The organism is Exiguobacterium sp. s127 (assembly GCF_018618695.1).
Lineage (GTDB): Bacteria > Bacillota > Bacilli > Exiguobacteriales > Exiguobacteriaceae > Exiguobacterium_A > Exiguobacterium_A oxidotolerans.
On record NZ_JACSMO010000005.1, the window covers coordinates 226,149 to 248,548 of the forward strand.

Genomic DNA, 22,400 nt, shown 5'->3' on the forward strand with positions numbered 1-22,400 from the left:
CCTGATATTGACTTAATTTTATTTAAGAGGGTGGGTTCGTATGAAAAAAATAACATTTCGGAATGTGTTAGCAAGCGGTGTCGTGACAGCGCTTGTATTGACAGGGGCTTCCTTTCAGGGGGGAGTCGCCGATGCAGCGACAAAAACAAAGACGACCCAAGTCGCGAAGAAGAAGACGGACTATAAAAAGTATCGCGCGAAACAATTGAAAGTTGTTGCTTCATACGATAGCACCCTCTTTCACATGGATCGATTTGGTGGCATCAAGGTGCCGGACTATGTGACTGATCCTGTCTACCGTGCACAAGTCGAACGGTATAATAAAAAAGTCGAGGCGTTTAAAAAAGACCGTGCAGCTGCTGTCAAAGAAGTCAAAACACTAAAAAAATTCATTCCTGAAGTGAACACGGCGAAGGAGAAAAAGATAACGGATCGACGTGTCGCGGCCTTGAAGAAAGAAACGGCGCGCTTGAAGACGAAATCACAAGCGTTGTTAAAACAGGGCCAAGCTTTGTACAAAGTCATCACAAACTATGAGCAACAACAAGTCCTCTCGTTTGAAAGCCAGTACGGTTCAATCAGCAAATCGTTGACGCTGATCAGCTACCGGGACTATCTCACGCGCTTGGACAACTATTTAACGGAAAACCATTACAGCAAAGATGCAAAAGCGGATATTATCGACCTTAACAGTGAACGGATGTTAAACGCGCGGGAAGAATCGTCAGAACGGTTAGGGGACACGCGTGGCAAGATGTTCCTGTTGATTTACGCCGGTAAATTCGAAGAAGCGAACGAACTCTTTACGTATGCGAAAGACACAATCGTCGTCGAGGAAAACGCCCGATTAGACGCGTTGTACACGAAAATCATTGAACGGTATATGAAGAAGTAAATATAAAACAGCATCCTGCCGGGATGCTGTTTTTACGTAAACAAACAGGAAAGGAAGAACCATTCTCCCTTTCCTGTCATCGGTTATTTTCCTGGCTTTGTTTTATAGAAACTGTAGAAGACGCTGATCAGGATGACGAGGACGATCGTACCGAGCGACATCCAGAGTGGCATTTTGTAGACATCACCGAGAATCATCTTCGCTCCGATGAAGACGAGCATGAAGCTGAGACCGTGCTTCAGGTAATAGAAGCGGTCGATCAGGTTCGCGAGGACGAAGTAGAGACTGCGGAGTCCGAGGATTGCCATGATGTTCGCATAGAAGATGATGAACGGGTCACGCGAATAGGCAAAGCTTGCTGCGACCGAGTCGACGGCGAAGACGATATCCGAGATTTCGATGAAAATCAACGCGATCAACAGCGGTGTGAAGAACAATTTGCCGTTAATCCGCTGCGTAAACTTACCGGACGAGATGTCTTGTGTGATCGGTAAACGTTTTTCAAGCCAACGGACCGTCTTGTTCTCTTCAAGCGACGTTTCCTGCCCGATGTTCTTAAACATCATGTAACCGGTGTAGACGAGGAACGCACCGAAGATGTAGTAGACCCAAGCGAAGTTATCAAGAAGCGACACCCCGGCGACGATGAAGATGACGCGGAAGAGGATGGCACCGAGAATGCCCCAAAACAGGACTTTGTGCTGATACTTCAACGGAATCGCAAAGTACGCAAAGACGAGTGAGAAGACGAAGACGTTATCAATCGCAAGTGCCTTTTCGATGAAATAGACGCTCGTGTACTCAATGGCAGCGTCGCTGCCTTGCACATAAAATAACCAACCGCCAAAGGCGACGGCGAGTCCGATCCAGACGAACGTCCACGTCCAGGCTTCGCGGAGCGAGACCTCATGGGCTTTCCTGTGAAATACGCCAAGGTCCAATGCGAGCATGATGAAGACGATCGCTAAAAATACAATCAATAGTGTCAACAGCGCTTCCTCCTTTTAAGTGGTGTTCTGTTCATATTTCAATTATAGGTTCAAATGAACTTAAAGTAAAGAAGGGAGTGTGCTGCTTTTGTTTAAAAAATCAATCAGACACTTTTTCGCATTAAAATCAAAAGGGACGTCAAAAGGGGAGACTGGTATGGAAAAAACAAGTGCCATCAACAAAACCGCCTGGGAATACCGGGCTTATGAATTTTGGAATCAACGCGATGGATCGCCGGCGGACAAGGCGAAAGCAATCAGGAACGACCCGAAAGCGAGTCTGAAGAAACATCAGCATTATTTTGGGGAAGTGATTGGCAAGCGGATTGCCAACTTGTGCGGCTCGAACGGACGCAAAGCGGTTCCGCTGGCGTTACTCGGTGCTGACGTCACGGTCTTCGACATCTCGGAAGAAAACCGCCGTTATGCACTGGAACTTGCCGCCTGTACCGGGACAGAAATTGAATACATCGTCGGTGATATTTACGAAATGGATTTGAACCGGTATCGCAACCAGTTTGATGTTTTGTATCTTGAAGGCGGGATATTGCATTATTTTCATGATCTGGAGGCGTTCGCGGCGATTTTGTTTGCCTTGCTCAAGCCGGGCGGAAAGCTGATTTTAAGCGACTATCACCCGATCAAACATTGTATTGATGAAGACACGTACATCCCGCGTTATTTCGATCAGGATGTGTACGAAGACAAAATCGCCTATCAATCACATTTTGATCCCGCTGAGCAAACGGAGTTTCCGAAAGTGATGCTGCGGCACTATACGATGAGTGAGATCGTAAACACGGTCATCCGGAACGGCTTCACCCTCGCACAATTGGACGAGCACCGGGGCTGGAACGGCGAAAACATCCCGTGGGAATTCACGCTCGTCGCGACGACATAAAACCCGGCATCCATTTACGGATGCCGGGTTTGTTTTTCGATGGCGTGAAAGATGGGCTGCAAACTCTCGCCGATTGGTGCCAGACGATAGATGGATGCCGGTCGTTCGATGACTCCGCGTTGTTCGAGTTGCGCGAGACAAACGGTCAACTCAGGTGTGGAATGTGCTGATCCGACTGCTGTCAGTTTTTCGAAGGAACAGGGAGCTTGCAACAGCACCCGAATAATCTGCATCTCGAACTTGGTCCCGAGGATCCGGACCGTATGGTCAAGTGCGCGTATATCAGATGTCATGTGATGCACCTCCTCAACGTAACGGCGGGAAGTGCGGCAAAACATAGGTTCCGAGTTCATCAATGACCTCTTCCGCCGGTCGTTCACTGTCGAACAGGGCGAAGAAAAGGTGGTTGACACCTAGGTCACGGTAGAGATGGAGCAGTTCAATCAAACGATTGCGTCCGATTCGGAATCCAAGTCGGATCGGTGTCGGTTCTTCATCCGGATCAGCAGATAAATCGAGATGCATTGGCATCGAAAACGGGCGGAACCGGGTTATTCCGGCGTCTTGACTCGTCTGGCGCCAATCCTCAATCGCTTTTGCCTGTTCCAAAGGTCCTTGCGGATAATACATCCAGCCGTCCCCGTTGGTTGCAAGCCAGTCCATGTTTTGTTGGGCAAACCCGGTAATCATCGTCGGAATCCGCTTCTGTGGTCGCGGCACGAGTGTCGCACCGGTGACGTCGCCGTACTCAGACTGAATCGTCGGGTAGTCCGTATACAATGCTTGCTCCATCACGCGTAACGCTTCTTTAAACTGGACACCCCGACTCGGATGATCAATTCCGAGACCATGAAAATCCGCTTGCCGGTCGCCGGACGAAACACCGAGTATCAGTCGTTCCGGGAACAATGCGTCAATCGTCGCGAGTTCTTTGGCAGCCCGTAACGGGTGACGGAGCGGCAGGACCAAAGCAGATGTTCCGAGGGCAATCTGTTTCGTCTGACTGAGTAGGTGAGTACCATAAATCAACATGTCATAAATTTGACCGACGGCAGGATCAAGAAAATAAGGATCTTTCAACAGCACGTCGCGTAACCAAAGGGTTGTAAAACCAAACTGATCGGCTTTTTGTGCCAGCTCGATTTGTTTCGCGAGGGTCGGTGTCTGCATCTTAAAATTCTCCAGCGGAATGTGGAGACCGAGCGTCAGCTCACCTTCCCGGTACATCCGCCGGTAACTGGCATGATTGTCAAACATGAAATTTCCTCCTTACTGGTGTTCGAGACGACGGGAGACGGCAGTCAAAATGACGGCGAGAATGACCATGATGCCACCGACCCACGGTGTGTGAACGAGTCCAATCGTGTCGGCGACAAGTCCGCCGATCGTTGCACCGAGGGCGATCCCGATGTTAAAGGCGGAGATGTTTAATGCAGACGCGACATCGACGGCAGCCGGGACATATTTTTCAGCGAGCTGAACGATATAGAGTTGCAGTCCCGGGACATTCATGAACGCAAGAAGTCCCATCAAGATGATGCCGATGATACCGGCGACTTTAAACGGAATCATGAATGACAAGGCGATCATGACGATGGCGTGCAAAATGAACATATAGAACAACGCTTTAATCGGATTGCCGTTGGCGAGTTTTCCACCTACTGCGTTGCCGATCGCGACGGCAATGCCGTAGACGAGCAGGATGATGCTGATCAGGCTCGGACTGATTTTCGTGACGTCCTGCATGATCGGCGTCAAGTAGGTGAAGGCGACGAACGTTCCACCGTAACCAAGCGCAGTGATTAAGAAACCGAGCAGCAAGCGCCCGTTCGTCAACAATTTAAACATGTCGGAAAACTTCGCTGGTGGAGATTGTTTCAAGTCTTTTGGAATTAAGAAGAAACTGGCGATGATTGAGACAAGACCTAATGCGGCGACTGCGAAGAACGTCGCGCGCCAACCGAACGCTTGACCGATGAACGTACCAAGCGGGACGCCGGTAACCGTTGCGACCGTCAGTCCGGTGAACATCAAGGCGATGGCACTGGCTTTTTTATCTGCCGGTACGAGCTGAACGGCAATCGTCGCACCGATCGAGAAGAAGACACCGTGCGAGAATGCGGTGATAAAACGGGCGACGATCAACAGTTCAAAACTGGGAGCGACGGCAGAGACGAGATTACCTGCTATAAAGACGACCATCAATGCCATCAGTAACGTTTTCCGGTTCATCCGGTTCGTTAGGGCAGTCAAAATCGGAGCACCGACGGCGACGCCGATCGCATATCCGGAAATGATTAGTCCGGCCAGAGTGATGCCGATATTTAAGTCGTTGGCGATGACAGCAAGCAATCCGACCGGGACGAATTCTGTTGTTCCGATGCCGAAAGCGCTGATTGCAAGGGCAAGCAGGGCGAGGCGACCGTTTTTAGGAACCTGTTCCTGTTCGGAACGGGGGTTTAATTGATTCATGATAATTCCTCCTAAGGTTGAAATGAATAAAAAACAGTTTGTTGCCGGCAGACCGGGCCCAGTCTGCTTGATGAAAAGGAGAAGCTTCTGCATCCCATCATAGAGTGGCAAGTTGAATTAAGGAAGTACGCACTTTCAAGTACCATAGGCACTAAAAAGTACCTTACCTACTTTTATCAAATCAATGGACGAAAGCAACTTGTACTTTCTGTTGACAGTTGTTATCATAAACCCATCAAATGCACTTGAGAAGTACGCACTTTTAAGTACGATAGGCACTAAAAAGTACCTGTCCCGCTGTACTCCAAGAATCGAAAGGAAGAATCAGCATGGCCTATAACATTCCGGTCGAAGCGACGCTGCAAGTCATCGGAGGCAAATGGAAAGTCGTCATCATGTGCCATCTCATCAAAGGGGAACGCCGCACGAGTGAGTTGAAAAAGCTGATGCCGAACATCACGCAAAAAATGTTGACGCAGCAATTGCGCGAGCTTGAACAGGACGGTGTCATCATCCGGACCGTCTACGAACAAGTCCCACCGAAAGTCATCTATTCCTTATCCGACTACGGTTGGTCATTGCGTCCGATTCTCGACGCCATGTGTGCGTGGGGTGAAGGACATATCGATTTGACGGGTGAGGAAGTCGTTTCTTCTTAAAGCGGACCATCATACTGCACAGCAAAACGACCGTCCTGATTTCAGGCGGTCGTTTTTGTTAGTACGATTGAAGTGTTTGACCGTGCGAAAGGATTAGAGATTAAAACGGAAAATTCCTTATTAAGGAAATTCATTTCTTAATAGGAGCTGGTCCGTTTATGCTGTCTGTCGATGCATGGTTTTACATTTATTTTGCAACTGGAGCAGTGGTTGTTTTTCTCATCGGTTGCGGGATTGCCAAGAAAACACAAAAGCAGGACAGTGGCTTTTCGTTTATCCTGCTGATGAGCGTGGTGTTGTTTGCGGCTCTAGCTTACTGGTTCAACGGTGCGGCTAAAGAAGTGTTCATGGGAACATTACCTTGGCTGATCAATCTCATATTCGGCGGCGTACTTCTGATCATGTTCCTTGCCGGTTCGAAAATGATGTTCAAAAGAATACAAAGGTCAGTTGCAATCGACGGACGGTTTCTTTCATAGGACCATCCGTATGTACGTGGTTAAAGAGGGTGACGACTCCCTCGTCGTTCGATGACGAGAATGTGATCCGTGATTTCTTCCGGTTCGTCGTCGAACGGATCATACGTAATTCGTTCGGACAACCGGATTTGGTATTGCTCCAAACCCTCGATGGTTTGCAAATAGTCCGGCAATCTTTCGGTCAGATCCGTTAACGTTGGATCGGTAAACGGAAAATTATCGTCGTTCGGATTATTTGTATGGATGAAAACCGCGTCCGATCCTGCATCCAGCTGGGACAGTTCGATCCAGAGCTGGTACGGTTGTCCCCACGTTTGAAGAGCGGCGTCTAACTCATCCATTAGATGAAACAAGGCCTGGACATGTGCTGTTCGCATCTTAAGGTGACCGTTTCCGTGTCCGTCAAAATCGAGGTGGACGTGCCAAAAATCGAACCAGCTGTCAGGACTGAAATCGAGCGGATGGGCGCTGAGTTGTTGTTCTTTTTGAAGATTTCGGAAGTAGCGCCGTTTGCCTCTGAATTTTTTCATCTGGATCAATCCTTTTCGACTATAAATATTCTTATGGATGTTTGCTTGAAATGTTATTTGTCTAATGCCTGACGGCTCCTTATACTTAAAGTATCGCAGGAAAAGGAGCGAACACAATGATAGATTTTGAATGGTACCGGAGCTTCATCCATGTGTACCAACAACGTTCGGTCTCAGCGGCCGCACGGATTCGGTTTTTGACGCAACCCGCCGTTAGCCAGCATATCGCGGCCCTCGAGGCGGAATTGCAAAGCTCGTTGTTCATTCGCGCCCCGCGGCAGATGGTTCCGACCGATGCCGGCAAGGAGCTGTATACGCAAGTCGTCGGTTTGATTGACCGCTTGGAAGAACTGTCGCTCGAAATGAAATATGTCGCAGGTGAACAAGTGCGTCCGCTGTTGAAGTTCGGTGGACCGACCGAGTTCATCACCCACGAAGTGATTCCGGTCCTGCCGCTTGATCTCGCCCAGTACATCGGCGATTTCGGCTTGACCGACCAATTGCTGAAGCGGCTCGCCATAGGTGAACTCGACTTTGTCATCTCGACGAAACGAATCGAGGAACCGGGTATTCAGTATGTCCCGATTGCTGACGAAACCTTTTTCCTCGTCGCCCCTTACGCCTGGGAACAACCGGACGATGATTTGAAGAGCTGGATGGATCGACAGCCGTGGATCAGTTACGGACTCGAACTGCCAATCATCCGCCGTTATTACCAGACACAGTTTGGAGAACGGCCGGACATTCGACCGGAGATGGTGTTGCCGAACGTCGATGCCATATTAAAAGCTGTTGCTTCTTCGCATGGTGTCAGTGTGTTGCCGGATTATTTGATTCGTCAAGCGCTTAAAGACGAAACGATTCAAGTCATCGCACCGGAACGTTTTGCGACGAACCACATCTACATGGCGTACCGGACGGAGTCGCGGCATGATCCGTTGATACTCGATATTTTAGCTGCCCTGCAACATAAAAAGTAGGATCCAATTGGGGATCCTACTTTTTTAATGAAAGGTATTAAGTTCTGCTCGAAATTACATGATTTCGTCTAAGAAAGTCAGTTTCCGGTCAAGAACCAACGCTGCAGTCTGTGTCCGGTACGTTTGATAATGATTTGAGGCGATATGTGCATCAAAGGCGAGCTGATCCTGCCACTGTTCGTAAAAGACGAAGTGGTCTGATGCACCGGTTTCACGGTGGAAGGTATACTGCAGACAACCGGCTTCTGCACGGGACGGGGCGATGACTGCTTTGACGGCATCAAGGAACGCGTCACCTTGCCCTGGCTTGACCTGAATCTGGGCGATGAGAATAACCATTGCTTTTATCTCCTTTCATAAATGGGACCCGCCTGAATATAGGCGGGTCCCTTGTGGATTAGTTAAGCGTCTTGATGACGGCATTTGCGACGGCAACTGTAGATTGCGGGTTTTGACCGGTTACAAGATTCCCGTCGACTTGGACGTTTTCTGTGAAGTTGTCGGCGACGATGATGTTCGCACCAAGTTCACGGAGACGTGTCTCAAGCAGGAACGGCATGTAGATGTCGAGTCCTGTCGCGCGTTCTTCTTCATCCGTGAATGTTGCGATTGTTTTACCGGAGACGAGTGGTGTTCCGTCTGTCAATGTCGTACTGACGAGTCCAGCTGGTCCGTGGCAGACGGCAGCAATCGTTTTACCCGCTTCAAACAACGTCCGCAGTGCGTGGTTCAAGATATCGCTGTGTGGCAAGTCGAACATCGTCCCGTGACCACCCGGCATGAAGATGGCATCAAACGGACTGAAGTCGCTGATGGATTTCAGATCGAGTGTGTTTTCGAGCAGTGGTGCTGTCGCTTGAATGTCTGCCGGTACATCGTCTTCGAGACTGCGGGCGTCGATTGGCGAAAGTCCGCCGTTTGGACTGGCGACCGTAATCGTATAGCCTTCTTTTTGGAACGCGACATAGGCTTCGCCGAACTCGGATAACCAAATCCCTGTCGCATGTCCTTCTTTCATTTCGCTGGCGTTTGTGACGACCATTAATACGTGTTTACTCATGATTATTTCCTCCTTGGATGTGTTCAGTAATTCGCTACGTGATTAGAATAGTGTGTAGTTCATGTAAAAACAAATTAATAAAAATAGAGCTATCCATAAATAAATTTATAGATAAGTTTGTAGAAAAGGAAAACGTCTATAGAAACAATATTTTAATTTGATTACGCTTTCAAATAAAACATTGTTTCTATTCAAAGTGCTTGTTATACTAACGGTGAACGCAGGGGAAGTACCAACGGCGATTAGAAAACGCTAAACAGTGGATGTAAAAGCAGGTCAAGCAGGGGTTAAAACAAAAGGGGAGCTGAGCACATGGGACAGAAACTCAACTGGACGGCAACACTCGGATTGACGACGGCGCTACTCGCTGCGTCGCTACCGATGCAACCGGTCGCGGCCGAAACGACACCATCCGTCACGGAGCGGGTCGACGCACAACTCGATCAGATGACGATCGAACAGAAAATCGGACAAATGATCATGCCGGATTTCCGGCTGTGGGACGGGGTCAACCATACGCAGTTGGCACCGGAAGTCGGACGGGTCATCGACCGGTTTGACTTAGGCGGCGTCATCTTGTTTGCGGAAAATGTCAGTGCAACGGAACAGACGACGAAACTGGTCCATGACTTGCAGGAAGTCATCAAAAGTGACGCGAGTAACGACATTCCGCTGTTCGTGACGATTGACCAGGAAGGCGGCATCGTGACACGCCTCGGGACGGGGACGAACTTACCGGGCAACATGGCAATCGGGGCGACCCGCAGTCCGGCTTATGCGGAAGCGGCAGGAGGCATCATCGGGTCCGAGTTGAAGGCCCTCGGCATCAACGTCAACTTTGGTCCGGTCCTTGACGTCAACAACAACCCGGGCAATCCGGTCATCGGCGTCCGCTCGTTTTCGAGTGATCCGAGTCTTGTCGGGAAGCTTGGTTCGGCGATGACACACGGCATCCAGGAACAAGGTGTCGTTGCGACAGCAAAACACTTCCCGGGACACGGGGATACGGCGGTCGATTCGCATTACGGTCTGCCGGTCGTCGATAAATCACTTGAAGCATTACAACAGCTTGAACTGATTCCGTTTAAACGGGCGATTGCGGAAGGCATCGACATGATCATGACGGCACATATCGGGATGCCGCAAATCGAGGATGAAGTCGTCGAGTCAAAACAAGGGACGTTCCCGTTACCGGCGACGTTGTCGGATGACGTCATCACCGGTGTCCTGCGCGAAGAACTCGGCTATGACGGACTTGTCGTCACCGATGCCTTGAACATGCAGGCGATTGCCGACAACTTCACGGAGTCGGAAGCCGTCATCAAGACGTTTCAGGCCGGGGGCGATATCGCCTTGATGCCGACGATTTTAAGATCTGCGAACGATGTGACGAAACTGGAGACGATTTTTGACGATGTGATTGCAGCCGTTGAAGCCGGTCAATTATCGGAAGCAACGATTGACGCATCCGTCGAACGAATTTTGACGTTAAAAGCAACGCGCGGCATTTGGAACGAAACAGTCGACGCGGCGACGCTCGACGAAAAACTCGTACAAGCAAAAACGGTCGTCGGCAGTCCGGAGCATAAAGCACTTGAACGAGAAATGACGGAAGCCGCGGTCACGCTCGTCAAGAATGATAAGAAAACACTGCCGATCAAACCGAAGAAAGGCGAGACGATCCTCGTCCTGTCACCGGCAAAAGATCAGACGGACAGTATGGTCAAGACGATCCGGTCGCTTGAGAAAAACGCCGGTAACCTGAAACACGTCAACATCGTGACGGGAAATTATACGGCGTCGACGCCGCACCTGGATCAAAATCCGAATCTGCAGGAAAAGCTGGATGCGGCGGACTACATCATCATCGGCTCAAACGTCAACAACAGTGACAAGCTGAAAGCGACGTCGGCGGATCATTATGTACCGGCGGAAGTCTTCCGTCAGGCGAAACGCACAAAAACACCGTCTGTCATGCTCAGTCTCCGGAATCCGTATGATGTCGCCGTGCAACCGGACGCGAAAGCGCAACTGCTTGTGTACGGTTTTAAGGGCGATCCGAACGGGCCCGACTCGGAAGCCGGGAACACGAAATCGGCCGGACCGAATTTACCGGCAGGAATCCGTGCCATCTTTGGTGAAGTGAAACCACAGGGGAAACTGCCGGTCGATGTCCCGAAATTTGAGGATGGTCTCTTTAAAGAGGCGCTTCATCTCGAGTTTGGAGACGGGTTCCGGAATTGGAACCGGTAAGTGTGAAGGGAATAGATGAGCTCAATCAATCGGATTGGGCTTTCCCTATTGACTTTTTTTGCAATAAAATTTTAATGGTTTGTTAAGAAGAGTAAACTAAAGTTTTTTAAAAGGTTACATAGTGAGTAGAGAGGGTGTTGACGATGTTAGATAAATTAGCAACAGAACGACGAAACGAACGAACGATGCACCTGGACGACATGGCGGTCGAAGAGGTTCTGCGTGTCATGAATGAAGAAGATACGTCGGTTGCGAGCATCATCCGACAAGAGATTCCGATGATTGCAGAAGTCGTCAAACAGATCATTACGTCGTTTCAGGCCGGTGGGCGCCTGATTTACATCGGAGCCGGGACGAGCGGACGACTCGGTGTCCTCGACGCGGCGGAATGTGTGCCGACGTTCGGTGTCTCGCCGGACATGGTCGTCGGACTGATTGCGGGTGGGGAACGGGCACTGATTCAAGCCGTCGAAGGGGCGGAAGACAGTCAGACGCTTGCCGTCGAAGATTTACAGGCACTCGAAGTAAACGTAAACGACACCGTCATCGGCATCGCGGCGAGCGGACGGACACCGTATGTCATCGGCGGACTGGATTATGCACACGAAGTCGGTGCGACGACGGCTGCCCTGTCCTGTAACAAACAAGCGGTCATCAGTAAGCACGCGCAGTACAAGATTGAAGTCGAAACCGGACCGGAAGTCTTGACCGGTTCAACTCGACTCAAAGCAGGCACGGCACAAAAACTTGTCCTGAACATGATTTCGACGGCGGCGATGATCGGCGTCGGAAAGGTCTATCAAAACTTGATGGTCGACGTCCAGTCGACGAACGAAAAGTTAGAAGTCCGTGCGAAACGGATGATCGTCGAAGCGACCGGGGTTGACGGAGAGACGGCAGCGCGTACTTTCACTTCGGCGAACGGTCACGTCAAGACGGCGATCGTGATGATTTTAGCCGACATATCGTATGATGAAGCAGTCGAACGCTTGCACCGCGCAAACGGATTCGTCCGTGATGCACTTTAAGGGGGGATAAAAGATGAAAAAAGAAGAAATCTTGGCGGAAGCCATCCTCGCACAGGTCGGGGGAACGGATAACATTCGGCAACTCGCCCACTGCATGACACGGGTCCGATTGTCGCTGAAAGACCCGACGAAAGCAGACATCGAGGCACTTAAACAAATCGACGGTGTCATGGGTGTCATCGATGACGAGACGTTGCAACTCGTCGTCGGACCGGGGACGGTCAACCGGGTCGCGGATCATCTCAGCCGCACGACAGGACTTGCAATCGGTGAGGAATCGGTCGACGAAAACTTGACGTTCGAGGAACGGGCCGCGATCGAACGGCAAAAAGTTAAAGAGAAACAAAAATCCCCGTTCAAGCGCTTCTTGCGCCGGATCGGGAACATCTTCATCCCGCTCATCCCGGGACTGGTCGCATCCGGAATCATCAACGGCGGAGCGAACTTTGCGAAGAATGCCGGAGTCGATGCAACAGTGACCTGGATGCAGATTCTATTGTTACTCGGAAGTACCGTCTTTGCCTACTTAGCGATCCTCGTCGGCTGGAACACGGCGAAGGAGTTTGGCGGCACACCTGTCCTCGGAGCGATTGCCGGCGGGATTCTATTTAATCCGTTACTCGTCGACATCGTTATATACGGGGAACCGCTCGTCGTCGGTCGGGGTGGGTTGTTTGGTGTCATCTTTGCCGCCTGGCTGATGACCTATCTTGAAAAACACATCCGCCGCTTCATGCCGGTCTCGATCGATATCATCTTTACACCGCTGTTTACGGTCTTGATTGTCGGCTTTACGGCACTTTATGCAATCATGCCGGTCGCCGGCATCTTGTCCGACGGCATCATGTTAGGCATCAATGCAACGCTTGAAGTCGGTGGACCACTCGCCGGTGCCGTGCTCGCCGGATTCTTCCTGCCGCTCGTCATGGTCGGTCTCCATCATGGCTTGACACCGATTCATTTGGAGCTCCTGAACACGATTGGCGATACGCCACTCTTACCGATTCTCGCGATGGCAGGTGCCGGACAAGTCGGGGCGGCACTGGCGATTTTCGTCAAGACGCGGAATCAGCGTTTACGTAACATCATCAAGGGGGCGATTCCGGTCGGTTTCCTCGGGATCGGTGAACCGCTATTGTACGGGGTCACGTTGCCGCTCGGTCGTCCATTCTTGACGGCTTGTATGGGAGCGGCCGTCGGTGGTGCGTTCCAGGCGACGATGAAGACGACGGCGCTTGGAATCGGTGTATCCGGTCTATCATTGACACCGTTGATTGATAACGGGATGTACTTGACGTATATCGCTGGTCTCGTCATCTCATACGCGGCAGGGTTCCTGTTTACGTATTGGTTTGGCTTTAAGGAGGAAATGGCAGACGGGATTTAACGGGGATAGAGGATTTCAGAAGAAATAAAAAGATGGAAGATCACGGTTGAGGTGATGTTCCATCTTTTTTTGACTCCCGGCCCATTCAAAATCAATGAGCAAAAAACTGATTCACTGATTTATCGGACTTCAGCTGATTCCGGATCAGCTTTTTCAAGTCCTGTTCCTGTTCGATTGTGCTGAGTTGCGTGTTGTACCACCCGTCAAGCTGTTCCCGCGTCACCTTGAAGGTATAGTCCGGGAACGAAAAGGTGATGTGGTCGACATTGTCGATAAGTGCAAAGAGATAGGTTGCATTATACAAGACCGTTTCTTTGATTTCTTGTTCGACTTCTTCTGTCTCAATTTCTTTATAGTCTAAAGTGATTCCGTACGGTGTTTGTTTGGTTTCAAGAGCGATCTGTCGCAACTCTTGATGGTGTGCCAATTGCTTGACGATCGTTCCGACAGCACTGTTATCGCCGACATAAGTATGTTTGTAGTGGAACAGGTCCACCTTTGAATCAGCACGTTGGCTGTAGCCGTTCCAAATCAGTACGAGGCAGACAATCGACAGCAATGGGATTAAAATTCGTTTCATTGATAATCGCTCCTTTAAGTATCTCCTCCTCATGGTATCATAATTTGTAGAATACCTCCTAAAAAATTCTTATATTGGTACTTTATTAACAATTCGTTAAGAGCAAATATCCAGTCAATCAAGAGGAGTGAAGCAGATGAAAGGACTCGCCGTTTATTTAAGTGAACCATTGACTGATGAGGCGAAAGACAACATCCGGCAGATGCGGACAATTGGTTTTACCTCAATCTTTACCTCATTACATATTCCGGAAGACGACCCGACGCTGTATACGGAGCGCTTGCGGGACCTCGGGGCGCTCGCTCGGGAGCTCGAGATGGAACTCGTCGCGGATATCGCACCGAGTTCGCTTGCCGCACTCGGCAAGACGTGGGACGATGCTGCTAGCTTAATCGAATGGGGCGTGACCGGTCTGCGGGTCGATTATGGCATCACGCCGAAGCAGGTCGCGGACTTGTCAAAACAGATGATGGTCGCCTTAAACGCCAGCACGCTGACGGCAGAGGAGCTCGCTGCGATGAAAGCGGAGGGGCTTGTCCTTGAGCAGATCGAGGCCTGGCACAACTATTATCCGCGACCGGAAACAGGACTCGATCTGGGCTGGTTCAATGATAAAAATGAATGGCTCCGTGGGCAGGGAATCCGTGTCCAAGCGTTCATTCCGGGAGACGGACAACTGCGTGGTCCGCTTCATGCCACGTTACCGACGCTCGAAGACCACCGCAGGAGAGCACCGTTTGCCTGTTACCTCGAGCTTCAAGCATCCGTCGACCGGATTCTGATCGGAGACCCCGGTTTGTCGGCGAGCACGATGAACCAGTTTGCTGCCTATCAGGAGGGAATCATTGTCCTCCGGGCGACGGGTCCAAGCGGTGATCCGTTGTTGACGCGCGTACAGACGAACCGGTTGGATCCGGCACGCGACGTCATCCGGTCCGTCGAGTCGCGTAGCTCCGGTCGGCCGGGCAATGGATGGCTTGAACCCGCGACCGTATCAGACCGGCCTGTCGGCTCGATCACAATCGACAATCTTAAGTACGGACGGTACGCCGGCGAATTGCAAGTCACGAAACGGAATCTTGCGGGCGACGAACGGGTCAATGTCATCGGTCGCGTGATCGAGGCGGATTGGCCGTTGCTGCAACAGATTGGACCCGGGGGACGGTTTCAAATCGAATGGTGCTGATCGTAGTGGCCTAACAGCAGGTCACGTAAGAAGAGACGTCCATGCCTTGTATATGCTCGGCGTGGGACGTCTCTTGTTGTTTTTGTGCAAGCTATCATGATTAGCTCCATGTCATCTATCTCGTGAAGGGGGCGGAAACATCATCCGTTGACCAGTTTTTCCGAATCGCTTCAAGGACAACCTCCGGATCATCCCAGTGCAAGATGTGGGAAGTTGACGGAGCAGATATTACCGTCCCACCGGTTTTCTCCTGCCAGATGGCAATCGCTTCTTGGCGGAACGGTTCATCCGAGACGGGTAACGTCGCCCGCAGCAACAGTACGTTGTCTCCCGGGACGTCGTCAAGGAAGTCGAGAATTTCGTCCTGATACATTGCCGCCAGGATCGCACGCGCCGTTTTCGCACGGGCATGCCAGTAATACCGTCCGTCCTGCATCCGGACGAAATCTTGTCCGGCCAAGTCAAGTAACGGCGACCGGCGCATCTTCGGTCCATAGACAGCGACGTCTAAAAACGCTTCGAGTGTTGCGACCGATTCTTCGAAGTCGGTCTCGTAAAAGGCAGCTTCCTGCTCGAGGAGTGTGCCCCGCAACCGTTTACTCTGATACCCGCCGTCAATCAAAATTGATCCGCGGACCCGCTCCGGCTGTTCCTTCTGATAAAAGAGCGCGATGAAACTGCCCCAGGAGTGCGAGAGAAAATAGAAATCTTGGATTTGTAGAAGTTCAAACAGTTGGTTCAACCAGTTAGAAAAGCGCGCGAACTGATAATCACGTTCGTCCGTGAACGGTGCCGTTTTCCCGTGACCCGGGGCGTCAATCGAAACAATCCGGTAGTCATGTTTCAAGGAATCAGCCAGTTCAATGAAGCTGAGGCTTGTTCCGCCGAGGCCGTGCAGGCAAAAAATCACCGGACGATCCGGTTCGCCCCATTCGGTGACCTGTGTAGAGGTACCTGCGCATTCAATGTTATACCGTTTCATTTGACTTCCTCCGTTTCGATAGGTGAGTTCTTACTTTTTAACCATTATTATACATCATTTACTGTATACTGAAGCTAAGAAATTGAAGGGAAACACTATGGAGGGAATGCGGAATGAAAATTACAGTTGCGACACTTTGGACGAATCAGGTAAAACCGATGCAGGACTTTTACACTGGGACACTCAGTTTTCCGCTCGTCGAGGAAACGGAAACATCCTTTGCGGTTCAAATCGGGACGAGTCAGCTTCGGTTTGAACAGGACACGATGCAGGAAGAGAAACAATATCACTTTGCGTTCAATATTCCGGGAGATGCGTTTCAGCTGGCGAAGAATTGGTTGCGGCAACGTGTCCCATTATTGATCGAGGACGGTGCGGACGAAATCTATTTCGAAAACATCGATGCCCATTCCATCTACTTTTACGATCCGGATGAGAACGTCGTTGAGTTGATTGCCCGGCGTGATGTCAATCCGAACAAGTCGCTAAAAACGTTTACGGTGGACGATATTCTCGATATTGGTGAAATGAACGTGACGACGCAGGACGTCGCCGGTGTCGGGGCAAGATTTGCTGAACTCGGTATCGTTCGGCGGGATCGTCAGCCAATTAAACCGGATGTCCTGAACTTCCTCGGAGAAGCGGAAGACGGAACCCATCTGTTGCTCGGACGTGCCGGACGGCCGTGGTTATTTTCACCGAAAATAGCGCTGACGAGTCCGCTCGAGTTAGAAATCGATAATCAGATGCATGTCCGACTTGATCGGGAGGGTGTGCTGCATCGTAAATAAGAGGTAGAACGGTGTCTACGCGATTAAAAATATGTTAATGACGTCTAAAAGAGGAGAGTGAATCATGAAAAGAGTCAATGTGTTCAGGTGTTTTCTAGCTGCTGCTTTTCTGTTTTATGGAGGATACTTAGCTGTATTTGAAGGACCGGACACGCTCAGCATCGCTTTAATTTTAGCGGGCATCACCCAGTTAACGGTTGATTTGGTTTTTCCGCCGAACGATTTGGTTGATGAGCGGCAACGGTCCGTCCAGTCGAAAAGTGGCAGTACATCTTATGCTTTAAGTATTGTGTATGCGTTCTCTCTCTTAGCGCTCGTTCACTTTAATCTCATTCAACATGTCATGACGGCGTTATTGATCATGTTTAGCTTGCAAATGCTTACGTACACGGCAATGCTGTTCTTGTATAAACGCGTTATGTAGTAAAGATTAAAAATTGTTAAAAACGACGCTAGCAAGCTCCTAATGCCCGAACGCTTGGCGCCCGTTAGCGACGGACGGACGTTTACTGATTGACAACGTATTTGTAATGTATTTAGTGAAGGTACATTGAAAGGAGAAGATGGTTTTGAATAAATACTATATGGCTGCCATCGTAGCGATCATCATATCGGCTGTATTGTTCTTTACGAGTACATATGAGACAAAAGCAGGTGCAGTAATGCTAGCTATTTGTGTAGGTGCATTTGTAAAATTTACTGCGGATGGTGTATTGTCGACTGCTAAAAAATAAGTCTTAAAATAATTTGAATTGAGGCTGGAACAGAGCACGGTTTCGAGGATATTTTTCTATGAGGAAAACCGAAGATGAAACGTAAACTAGGCTTCACTCTTGTAGTGGCAAACCTGAGAAAGTGGCCCATTCAGACTATTGCCTGAGGGCCAATTTGATAATATAGAACGAAAAAAAGAAGGAATTGCGCATCTATGTCGATGGCAATTCCTTCTTTCCATTCTAAGTCAGCTAGTCATATCGCATTCTAATAGTATTCCGACAGCTGCTCTCGTGACGCTTCCGTTAAATAACCGAGCGATAAAAAGCTTTGGACGAAGCGGAAAGAATCCGCAGGTTGATTCGGCGCCAGGCCGTCAGCGAAGTGATGCGGTGTCTTGTGCACCTCGATGCCGGCAGCCTGCAGTTTGACGAAGTCAAAATCGAGCACGACCGTATCCGTCTCGTCCCAAGGGTGTTTTGAGTTCGAATAGAACTGATGGACGGTCTGTGCGAGTTGATCTGTTGTAGGGTTTAGCTCAAACAGTAAATAGCCGCTATGCGGACTTTCCGTGTGAAGGTTCGTAGAGATGCCGCCCCGGGCAACGATTGCCGGTAAAAACTGACGATGGGTGTAGTGTCTGAGAATCATGCCGGCCGGCCTCCTTTTGCTATCAAAATTGACTGTTTTGCATTTTGTTCAACAATTGATCAAACGTTTGATGATCGTTTTTCGTAAAGGACTGAAAGTAACGCTCGTCGATGACTTCGATGACCGGCGCGGATGCCTGGACGAGTGTTTCTCCGTCCGCCGTCAGAACGATCCGTTTTTCACGGTCAATCCGTTTACGGGTTAAGAGTCGGTTTTGCATCAGTTTTTTAAGCGTCTGTGAAATCGATCCGCTCGAGAGCTCGAGTGTCGTCTCAAGCGACTTTTGTGTCGCGCTCTCTAGTTGGTACAACGTATAGAGCATATCGAATTGAGAACGCGAGAGTTCCCATTGTTTTAACGTATCATTGACTTCTTTGACGTAACGATTGTGGATGCGTTGGATCGATTGCCAGTGTCCAATCGATGAAAAGGCAGCATGTGGATTCATCGAACTTCCCCTTCCTGTTGTTGTGTACTATGGAGCTGCATTACAAGTTGATGTAACGCGTGTTGTTGCGATGCGGTCAAGGCATGAAATTGATTCGCTTGAAAACGTTCGTACTTCGGTAAGACTTCGTTTAAAAACCGTTCTCCAGCCGGTGTCAGATGGAAATAGTTGACCTTGCGGTGACGTTGTTTTTCGATCAGTCGCTTGGCGAACAGCTTTTTAATCCCTTGAGAGATCGTCCCGTCCGTGACATGAATCAGGCGGGCGATTTCTTTTTGACTTGTACACGTCGTCGACTTTAAGCAGCGCAAGACCTCGAACATCGTGTGCGAGAGGTCCCACGTCTTTAAGAAGGCATTGACTTGTTTCGTTTGATGATTGTGGTACGTCGTAATCGTGTTCCAGCATGCGATCGGTAATGTCTCTGTATTGGGTTGCATATGTAACCTCTTGTTTTAAAGTGATAGTACGATTTGATTAGATACAAAATAACACAAAAAAGGGGGCGGGACTAGCTCTTATTTTTGGAAAAAACACATCGCTGTACAATACTTGTTCCAGTAGCAGGACAGGCGTTGTATAGCGATGTGTTTTTAATCGGCGCTTTGCTTGTTTACATTGTCTGCCGGGTGACGGCCCCAAGCTAAATAAAGGAGAGGGCCGATGTAATTGACACTGAAAATGGTGAGACCCCAAACCCACTTCGGTCCACGTGTCTGCTGACGCTTAAACAAATCGATACAAGCGACGGCGAGTAAACAAAACCCCGTCAAATAAATCGTTTTTTGTAAAAATGATTGAATATGATTCATAGTGTGTCACCGCACTCTCCAAAAATAATTGACGTTGATCATCAGATCGTTACGTCACAAAAAGTTCGGCATTGAAATTTTGAAGGATCAATGCATTTTGATGTAATTGAAAACCGTACCGGGTAAAACAATCTGTCGATACTTGGCCATGATGCGTGACGATTTCAAAGTCACCGCTGATTCGATAATAAAGATGACGTTTTTGTACATCATTAATCAAAGCTTCTAACAGAAGGTTACGTTCGCCGAGTCCTTCTTTGCGGACGTGGACGTCAAGTAACGTAAAGGTTGCAACCTCTTTATGATTACAATGATACGTTTTAGTATACTCAATCGTCATGTGTGACCGGGATGAGATTAGCGACTTGGTCGTTTGCGGATTCTCTAATAGCGTGACGTAATAGATAAAATCTAACTTGTGTACATTGCGCGTAACTTGGACGACTTGATTTTCGTTGTTGTAAGCCAGTCCTATTAAAGATTCCTGTGGATGATCCTGAATCGTAAGGGAGCGGCTCCTGCATACATCCGGCCATTCATTTTCGGGAATCCATTTTAGTGCAGGCCTCCGGGGTGTCCTGATGAATTTCATAATATGCGTGGAACCTCCTTTTTGACTAGTACTTTGAATATACACTTTTTGGAAAAAATATAAAAGGAACGGTATTAATATTATGTAATCAAAATCAAAAAAATGGACAGGGGGAAAGCATCTTTTCATTCCAGGCGGTCATTTTCCTGGAAGATATACGTTTATCACACCTGTAAGAGGGAAAATTCGTGTTGAAGTGTATATCTAAAAAAAGGAAGTGTCCGTTCATGCAGAAAAATCAACAGCGTTATGCGTTGCGCAACCTCGGGTCCGGTTTTTTATTCGGTCTGGGTCTCGTCGCATTTTTAGACGAAGTCATTTTTCACCAATTGTTAGGCTGGCATCATTTTTATGACAAATCAACGACCGCGGTCGGACTGTTTTCCGATGGTCTGTTTCACGCATTCAGTTGGTTCGCGACAGTGGCAGCCCTGTTTTTAGTTGCGGACTTACGGAGACGATCCGCCTTTTGGATGAAGCGGTGGATCAGTGGTGTGATGATCGGCGGAGGTTTTTTCCAATTGTACGATGGTCTGATCAATCATAAAGTCTTCGCAATTCATCAAATTCGTTACGGTGTGGAACTTCTTCCGTATGATATCGCTTGGAATGCAATCGCTGCGCTTATTTTAGCGGGAGGGATTGTGTTATTCCTGCAGACCGGGAAACAACTGCGGACGACAGAGGAGGTGAAATAAGTGATGCATACGCATGAAGGCATGGGAAACGGTTTTGAAACGAGTGTGACGCTCCTCGTGCTCGTCTTACTTCTCGTTTATCCGGTTTCCGCCTGGAAAACGAACAATCACTACCGGCGCTGGCCAATCCATCGGTACGTGTTTTGGGGAAGCGGGATACTGAGTGCCGGTGCTGCGCTCGTCGGTCCGGTTGCAGACTGGGCACACATGAACTTCGCGGGACATATGACGGGGCATCTCTTACTCGGGATGCTCGCACCACTCCTGCTCGTGTTTGCGAAGCCGGTGACGTTATTGTTACGGACGCTACCCGTGCAGGCGGCAAGACGCGTGACGGGCGTCTTGAACAGTCAGCCGCTTCGTCTCTTGACGCACCCGATGACGGCAACGGTTTTAAACATCGGCGGCTTGTACCTGCTTTATACGACAGGACTCTATCCGATGATGCATCAGTCGACTGCACTCTATGCCCTGATCCATCTCCACGTCTTCCTGGCCGGTTACTTGTTTACAAGTGCCCTGATCTATATCGATTTGACGCCGCACCGCTACAGTCACGTCTACCGGGCGGGTATTTTAATACTGGCGTTGGCGGGGCATAAGATTCTTTCGAAATATCTCTACGCTCATCCACCCGGTGGAGTGGGGAAGGCGGAAGCGGAACAAGGGGCCATGCTGATGTATTACGGGGGAGATGTCGTTGATCTCGCGCTCATCATCATTCTCTGTTATCACTGGTACGAGGCGACGGCGCCGCGTTTACAAGCGTCAAAAACATTGGAAATGAGGCAGGAATGAAGAAGATGCTATATTCGTTCGAACATCCACATCATAATAAGAATCAACGGCAACACCAGCCGTAACGAAAACTGGAGAAGAAATTTGCAATAAGCGAATTCTTTCTTCGGTTTATCAAAATCAGGCGAGAATACGCCCACTTCTAAACGGTCAGGGTGAAGCCCGAGTGAAAGTGGGAGATGAATCGCCAACCTCTCTTTCGGGTATATCCTTTGTAAGGAGGTGAACATCATGTTGACTCACAAGGCCTACAAATTCAGAATCTATCCGACAAAAGAACAGGAAATCCTGATCGCGAAGACGATCGGTTGTTCACGCTTCGTCTTCAACCACTTCTTGGCGAAGTGGGATGAGACGTATAAAGCGACAGGGAAAGGACTGTCTTACGGGTCTTGCTCGAAAGAAATTCCTTCGTTGAAGCAGGCATTCGACTGGTTGAAAGAAGTCGATAGCACGTCTGTGCAAGCGAGCGTCAAACATCTTGCTGATGCCTTTGACCGCTTCTTCAAGAAGCA

Annotated in this window: 29 protein-coding genes; 15 read left to right on the plus strand and 14 right to left on the minus strand. The window is 49.4% G+C overall.

What is annotated here, in order from left to right:
• The first annotated feature begins 40 nt into the window (after positions 1-40).
• Complete coding sequence (locus KNP98_RS09170) at positions 41-895, plus strand: hypothetical protein (RefSeq protein ID WP_214811218.1); 855 nt, start codon at positions 41-43, stop codon at positions 893-895.
• Positions 896-978: 83 nt separating this feature from the next.
• Here the strand turns inward: KNP98_RS09170 and KNP98_RS09175 are convergent, their stop codons facing one another.
• On the minus strand, positions 979-1,884 hold the full coding sequence (locus KNP98_RS09175; RefSeq protein WP_088836937.1) for a TerC family protein: 906 nt from the start codon (positions 1,882-1,884) through the stop codon (positions 979-981).
• A 157-nt stretch (positions 1,885-2,041) separates the two neighbouring features.
• Here KNP98_RS09175 and KNP98_RS09180 point away from each other — a divergent pair, with 157 nt between their 5' ends.
• Positions 2,042-2,785 carry a class I SAM-dependent methyltransferase gene (locus KNP98_RS09180; protein ID WP_214811220.1) on the plus strand — a complete coding sequence of 248 codons (744 nt, stop codon included), beginning with the start codon at positions 2,042-2,044 and terminating at the stop codon, positions 2,783-2,785.
• A 14-nt stretch (positions 2,786-2,799) separates the two neighbouring features.
• Here KNP98_RS09180 and KNP98_RS09185 read toward each other — a convergent pair whose 3' ends face one another.
• Genes KNP98_RS09185 through KNP98_RS09195 form a run of 3 tightly spaced genes read right to left on the minus strand, consistent with a single transcriptional unit; the run spans position 2,800 to position 5,257 of the window.
• Entirely contained in the window at positions 2,800-3,078 is a 279-nt protein-coding gene (locus tag KNP98_RS09185) for a winged helix-turn-helix transcriptional regulator (protein ID WP_214769462.1), read from the minus strand.
• 13 nt (positions 3,079-3,091) lie between these two features.
• Entirely contained in the window at positions 3,092-4,042 is a 951-nt protein-coding gene (locus tag KNP98_RS09190) for a TIGR03571 family LLM class oxidoreductase (RefSeq protein WP_214811222.1), read from the minus strand.
• 12 nt (positions 4,043-4,054) lie between these two features.
• Positions 4,055-5,257: an MFS transporter gene (locus KNP98_RS09195; protein ID WP_214811224.1), complete on the minus strand. Its 1,203-nt coding sequence runs from the start codon at positions 5,255-5,257 to the stop codon at positions 4,055-4,057.
• Positions 5,258-5,586: 329 nt separating this feature from the next.
• On the opposite strand from KNP98_RS09195, the gene KNP98_RS09200 reads away from it, so the two are divergent.
• Both KNP98_RS09200 and KNP98_RS09205 read left to right on the plus strand, forming a co-directional pair.
• Positions 5,587-5,916: a winged helix-turn-helix transcriptional regulator gene (locus KNP98_RS09200; protein ID WP_012370213.1), complete on the plus strand. Its 330-nt coding sequence runs from the start codon at positions 5,587-5,589 to the stop codon at positions 5,914-5,916.
• A 158-nt stretch (positions 5,917-6,074) separates the two neighbouring features.
• Entirely contained in the window at positions 6,075-6,395 is a 321-nt protein-coding gene (locus KNP98_RS09205) for a hypothetical protein (RefSeq protein WP_214811226.1), read from the plus strand.
• 20 nt (positions 6,396-6,415) lie between these two features.
• Here KNP98_RS09205 and KNP98_RS09210 read toward each other — a convergent pair whose 3' ends face one another.
• The gene (locus KNP98_RS09210; RefSeq protein WP_214811228.1) at positions 6,416-6,925 is read right to left on the minus strand and encodes a hypothetical protein; all 510 of its coding nucleotides are present in this window, start codon (positions 6,923-6,925) and stop codon (positions 6,416-6,418) included.
• Positions 6,926-7,041: 116 nt separating this feature from the next.
• Here KNP98_RS09210 and KNP98_RS09215 point away from each other — a divergent pair, with 116 nt between their 5' ends.
• On the plus strand, positions 7,042-7,905 hold the full coding sequence (locus KNP98_RS09215) for a LysR family transcriptional regulator (RefSeq protein WP_214765756.1): 864 nt from the start codon (positions 7,042-7,044) through the stop codon (positions 7,903-7,905).
• Positions 7,906-7,959: 54 nt separating this feature from the next.
• Here KNP98_RS09215 and KNP98_RS09220 read toward each other — a convergent pair whose 3' ends face one another.
• Positions 7,960-8,244: a putative quinol monooxygenase gene (locus tag KNP98_RS09220; RefSeq protein WP_214765759.1), complete on the minus strand. Its 285-nt coding sequence runs from the start codon at positions 8,242-8,244 to the stop codon at positions 7,960-7,962.
• Between the two features lie 58 nt (positions 8,245-8,302).
• Positions 8,303-8,965: a type 1 glutamine amidotransferase domain-containing protein gene (locus KNP98_RS09225; RefSeq protein WP_214811230.1), complete on the minus strand. Its 663-nt coding sequence runs from the start codon at positions 8,963-8,965 to the stop codon at positions 8,303-8,305.
• 312 nt (positions 8,966-9,277) lie between these two features.
• On the opposite strand from KNP98_RS09225, the gene KNP98_RS09230 reads away from it, so the two are divergent.
• From KNP98_RS09230 to KNP98_RS09240, 3 genes are all read left to right on the plus strand, one after another.
• Complete coding sequence (locus tag KNP98_RS09230) at positions 9,278-11,218, plus strand: glycoside hydrolase family 3 protein (RefSeq protein ID WP_214811233.1); 1,941 nt, start codon at positions 9,278-9,280, stop codon at positions 11,216-11,218.
• Between the two features lie 143 nt (positions 11,219-11,361).
• Positions 11,362-12,246, plus strand: a complete 885-nt coding sequence (gene murQ, locus KNP98_RS09235) for an N-acetylmuramic acid 6-phosphate etherase (protein WP_214811236.1) — start codon at positions 11,362-11,364, stop codon at positions 12,244-12,246.
• A 13-nt stretch (positions 12,247-12,259) separates the two neighbouring features.
• Entirely contained in the window at positions 12,260-13,633 is a 1,374-nt protein-coding gene (locus tag KNP98_RS09240) for a PTS transporter subunit EIIC (protein WP_214807988.1), read from the plus strand.
• Positions 13,634-13,724: 91 nt separating this feature from the next.
• Here KNP98_RS09240 and KNP98_RS09245 read toward each other — a convergent pair whose 3' ends face one another.
• Positions 13,725-14,213 carry a DUF4825 domain-containing protein gene (locus KNP98_RS09245; protein WP_088836948.1) on the minus strand — a complete coding sequence of 163 codons (489 nt, stop codon included), beginning with the start codon at positions 14,211-14,213 and terminating at the stop codon, positions 13,725-13,727.
• 136 nt (positions 14,214-14,349) lie between these two features.
• Between KNP98_RS09245 and KNP98_RS09250 the strand changes: the two genes are divergently transcribed.
• Positions 14,350-15,399: a DUF871 domain-containing protein gene (locus KNP98_RS09250; protein WP_214811238.1), complete on the plus strand. Its 1,050-nt coding sequence runs from the start codon at positions 14,350-14,352 to the stop codon at positions 15,397-15,399.
• Between the two features lie 115 nt (positions 15,400-15,514).
• Here the strand turns inward: KNP98_RS09250 and KNP98_RS09255 are convergent, their stop codons facing one another.
• The gene (locus KNP98_RS09255; RefSeq protein ID WP_214769445.1) at positions 15,515-16,381 is read right to left on the minus strand and encodes an alpha/beta fold hydrolase; all 867 of its coding nucleotides are present in this window, start codon (positions 16,379-16,381) and stop codon (positions 15,515-15,517) included.
• Between the two features lie 113 nt (positions 16,382-16,494).
• Between KNP98_RS09255 and KNP98_RS09260 the strand changes: the two genes are divergently transcribed.
• From KNP98_RS09260 to KNP98_RS09270, 3 genes are all read left to right on the plus strand, one after another.
• On the plus strand, positions 16,495-17,172 hold the full coding sequence (locus KNP98_RS09260; protein ID WP_214811241.1) for a glyoxalase: 678 nt from the start codon (positions 16,495-16,497) through the stop codon (positions 17,170-17,172).
• Between the two features lie 64 nt (positions 17,173-17,236).
• Positions 17,237-17,596, plus strand: coding sequence for a hypothetical protein (locus tag KNP98_RS09265; RefSeq protein WP_214811243.1), 360 nt, complete (start codon positions 17,237-17,239; stop codon positions 17,594-17,596).
• A gap of 145 nt (positions 17,597-17,741) precedes the next feature.
• A complete protein-coding gene (locus KNP98_RS09270) occupies positions 17,742-17,906 on the plus strand; it encodes a hypothetical protein (protein WP_214769437.1) in 165 nt (54 codons plus the stop codon).
• Between the two features lie 247 nt (positions 17,907-18,153).
• Here KNP98_RS09270 and KNP98_RS09275 read toward each other — a convergent pair whose 3' ends face one another.
• The 5 genes from KNP98_RS09275 to KNP98_RS09295 all read right to left on the minus strand — a co-directional run bounded on the left by KNP98_RS09275 (position 18,154) and on the right by KNP98_RS09295 (position 20,389).
• Positions 18,154-18,537, minus strand: coding sequence for a hypothetical protein (locus KNP98_RS09275; protein ID WP_214811245.1), 384 nt, complete (start codon positions 18,535-18,537; stop codon positions 18,154-18,156).
• Between the two features lie 22 nt (positions 18,538-18,559).
• Positions 18,560-18,985, minus strand: coding sequence for a MarR family winged helix-turn-helix transcriptional regulator (locus KNP98_RS09280; RefSeq protein WP_088836956.1), 426 nt, complete (start codon positions 18,983-18,985; stop codon positions 18,560-18,562).
• A complete protein-coding gene (locus tag KNP98_RS09285; protein WP_214811247.1) occupies positions 18,982-19,425 on the minus strand; it encodes a MarR family winged helix-turn-helix transcriptional regulator in 444 nt (147 codons plus the stop codon). Before KNP98_RS09285 ends, KNP98_RS09280 begins: the two co-directional genes overlap by 4 nt.
• A 153-nt stretch (positions 19,426-19,578) precedes the next feature.
• Positions 19,579-19,797: a PLD nuclease N-terminal domain-containing protein gene (locus KNP98_RS09290; protein ID WP_088836958.1), complete on the minus strand. Its 219-nt coding sequence runs from the start codon at positions 19,795-19,797 to the stop codon at positions 19,579-19,581.
• A gap of 49 nt (positions 19,798-19,846) precedes the next feature.
• A complete protein-coding gene (locus KNP98_RS09295) occupies positions 19,847-20,389 on the minus strand; it encodes a hypothetical protein (RefSeq protein ID WP_088836959.1) in 543 nt (180 codons plus the stop codon).
• Between the two features lie 227 nt (positions 20,390-20,616).
• On the opposite strand from KNP98_RS09295, the gene KNP98_RS09300 reads away from it, so the two are divergent.
• From KNP98_RS09300 to KNP98_RS09310, 3 genes are all read left to right on the plus strand, one after another.
• Positions 20,617-21,087 (plus strand): DUF2243 domain-containing protein, encoded by a 471-nt coding sequence (locus KNP98_RS09300; RefSeq protein ID WP_088836960.1) that lies wholly within the window; start codon positions 20,617-20,619, stop codon positions 21,085-21,087.
• A 3-nt stretch (positions 21,088-21,090) separates the two neighbouring features.
• A complete protein-coding gene (locus KNP98_RS09305) occupies positions 21,091-21,885 on the plus strand; it encodes a cytochrome c oxidase assembly protein (protein ID WP_214811252.1) in 795 nt (264 codons plus the stop codon).
• A gap of 231 nt (positions 21,886-22,116) precedes the next feature.
• Positions 22,117-22,400, plus strand: a 284-nt coding sequence (locus KNP98_RS09310; protein WP_214811250.1) for a helix-turn-helix domain-containing protein, incomplete at its 3' end; no start/stop codon positions are given.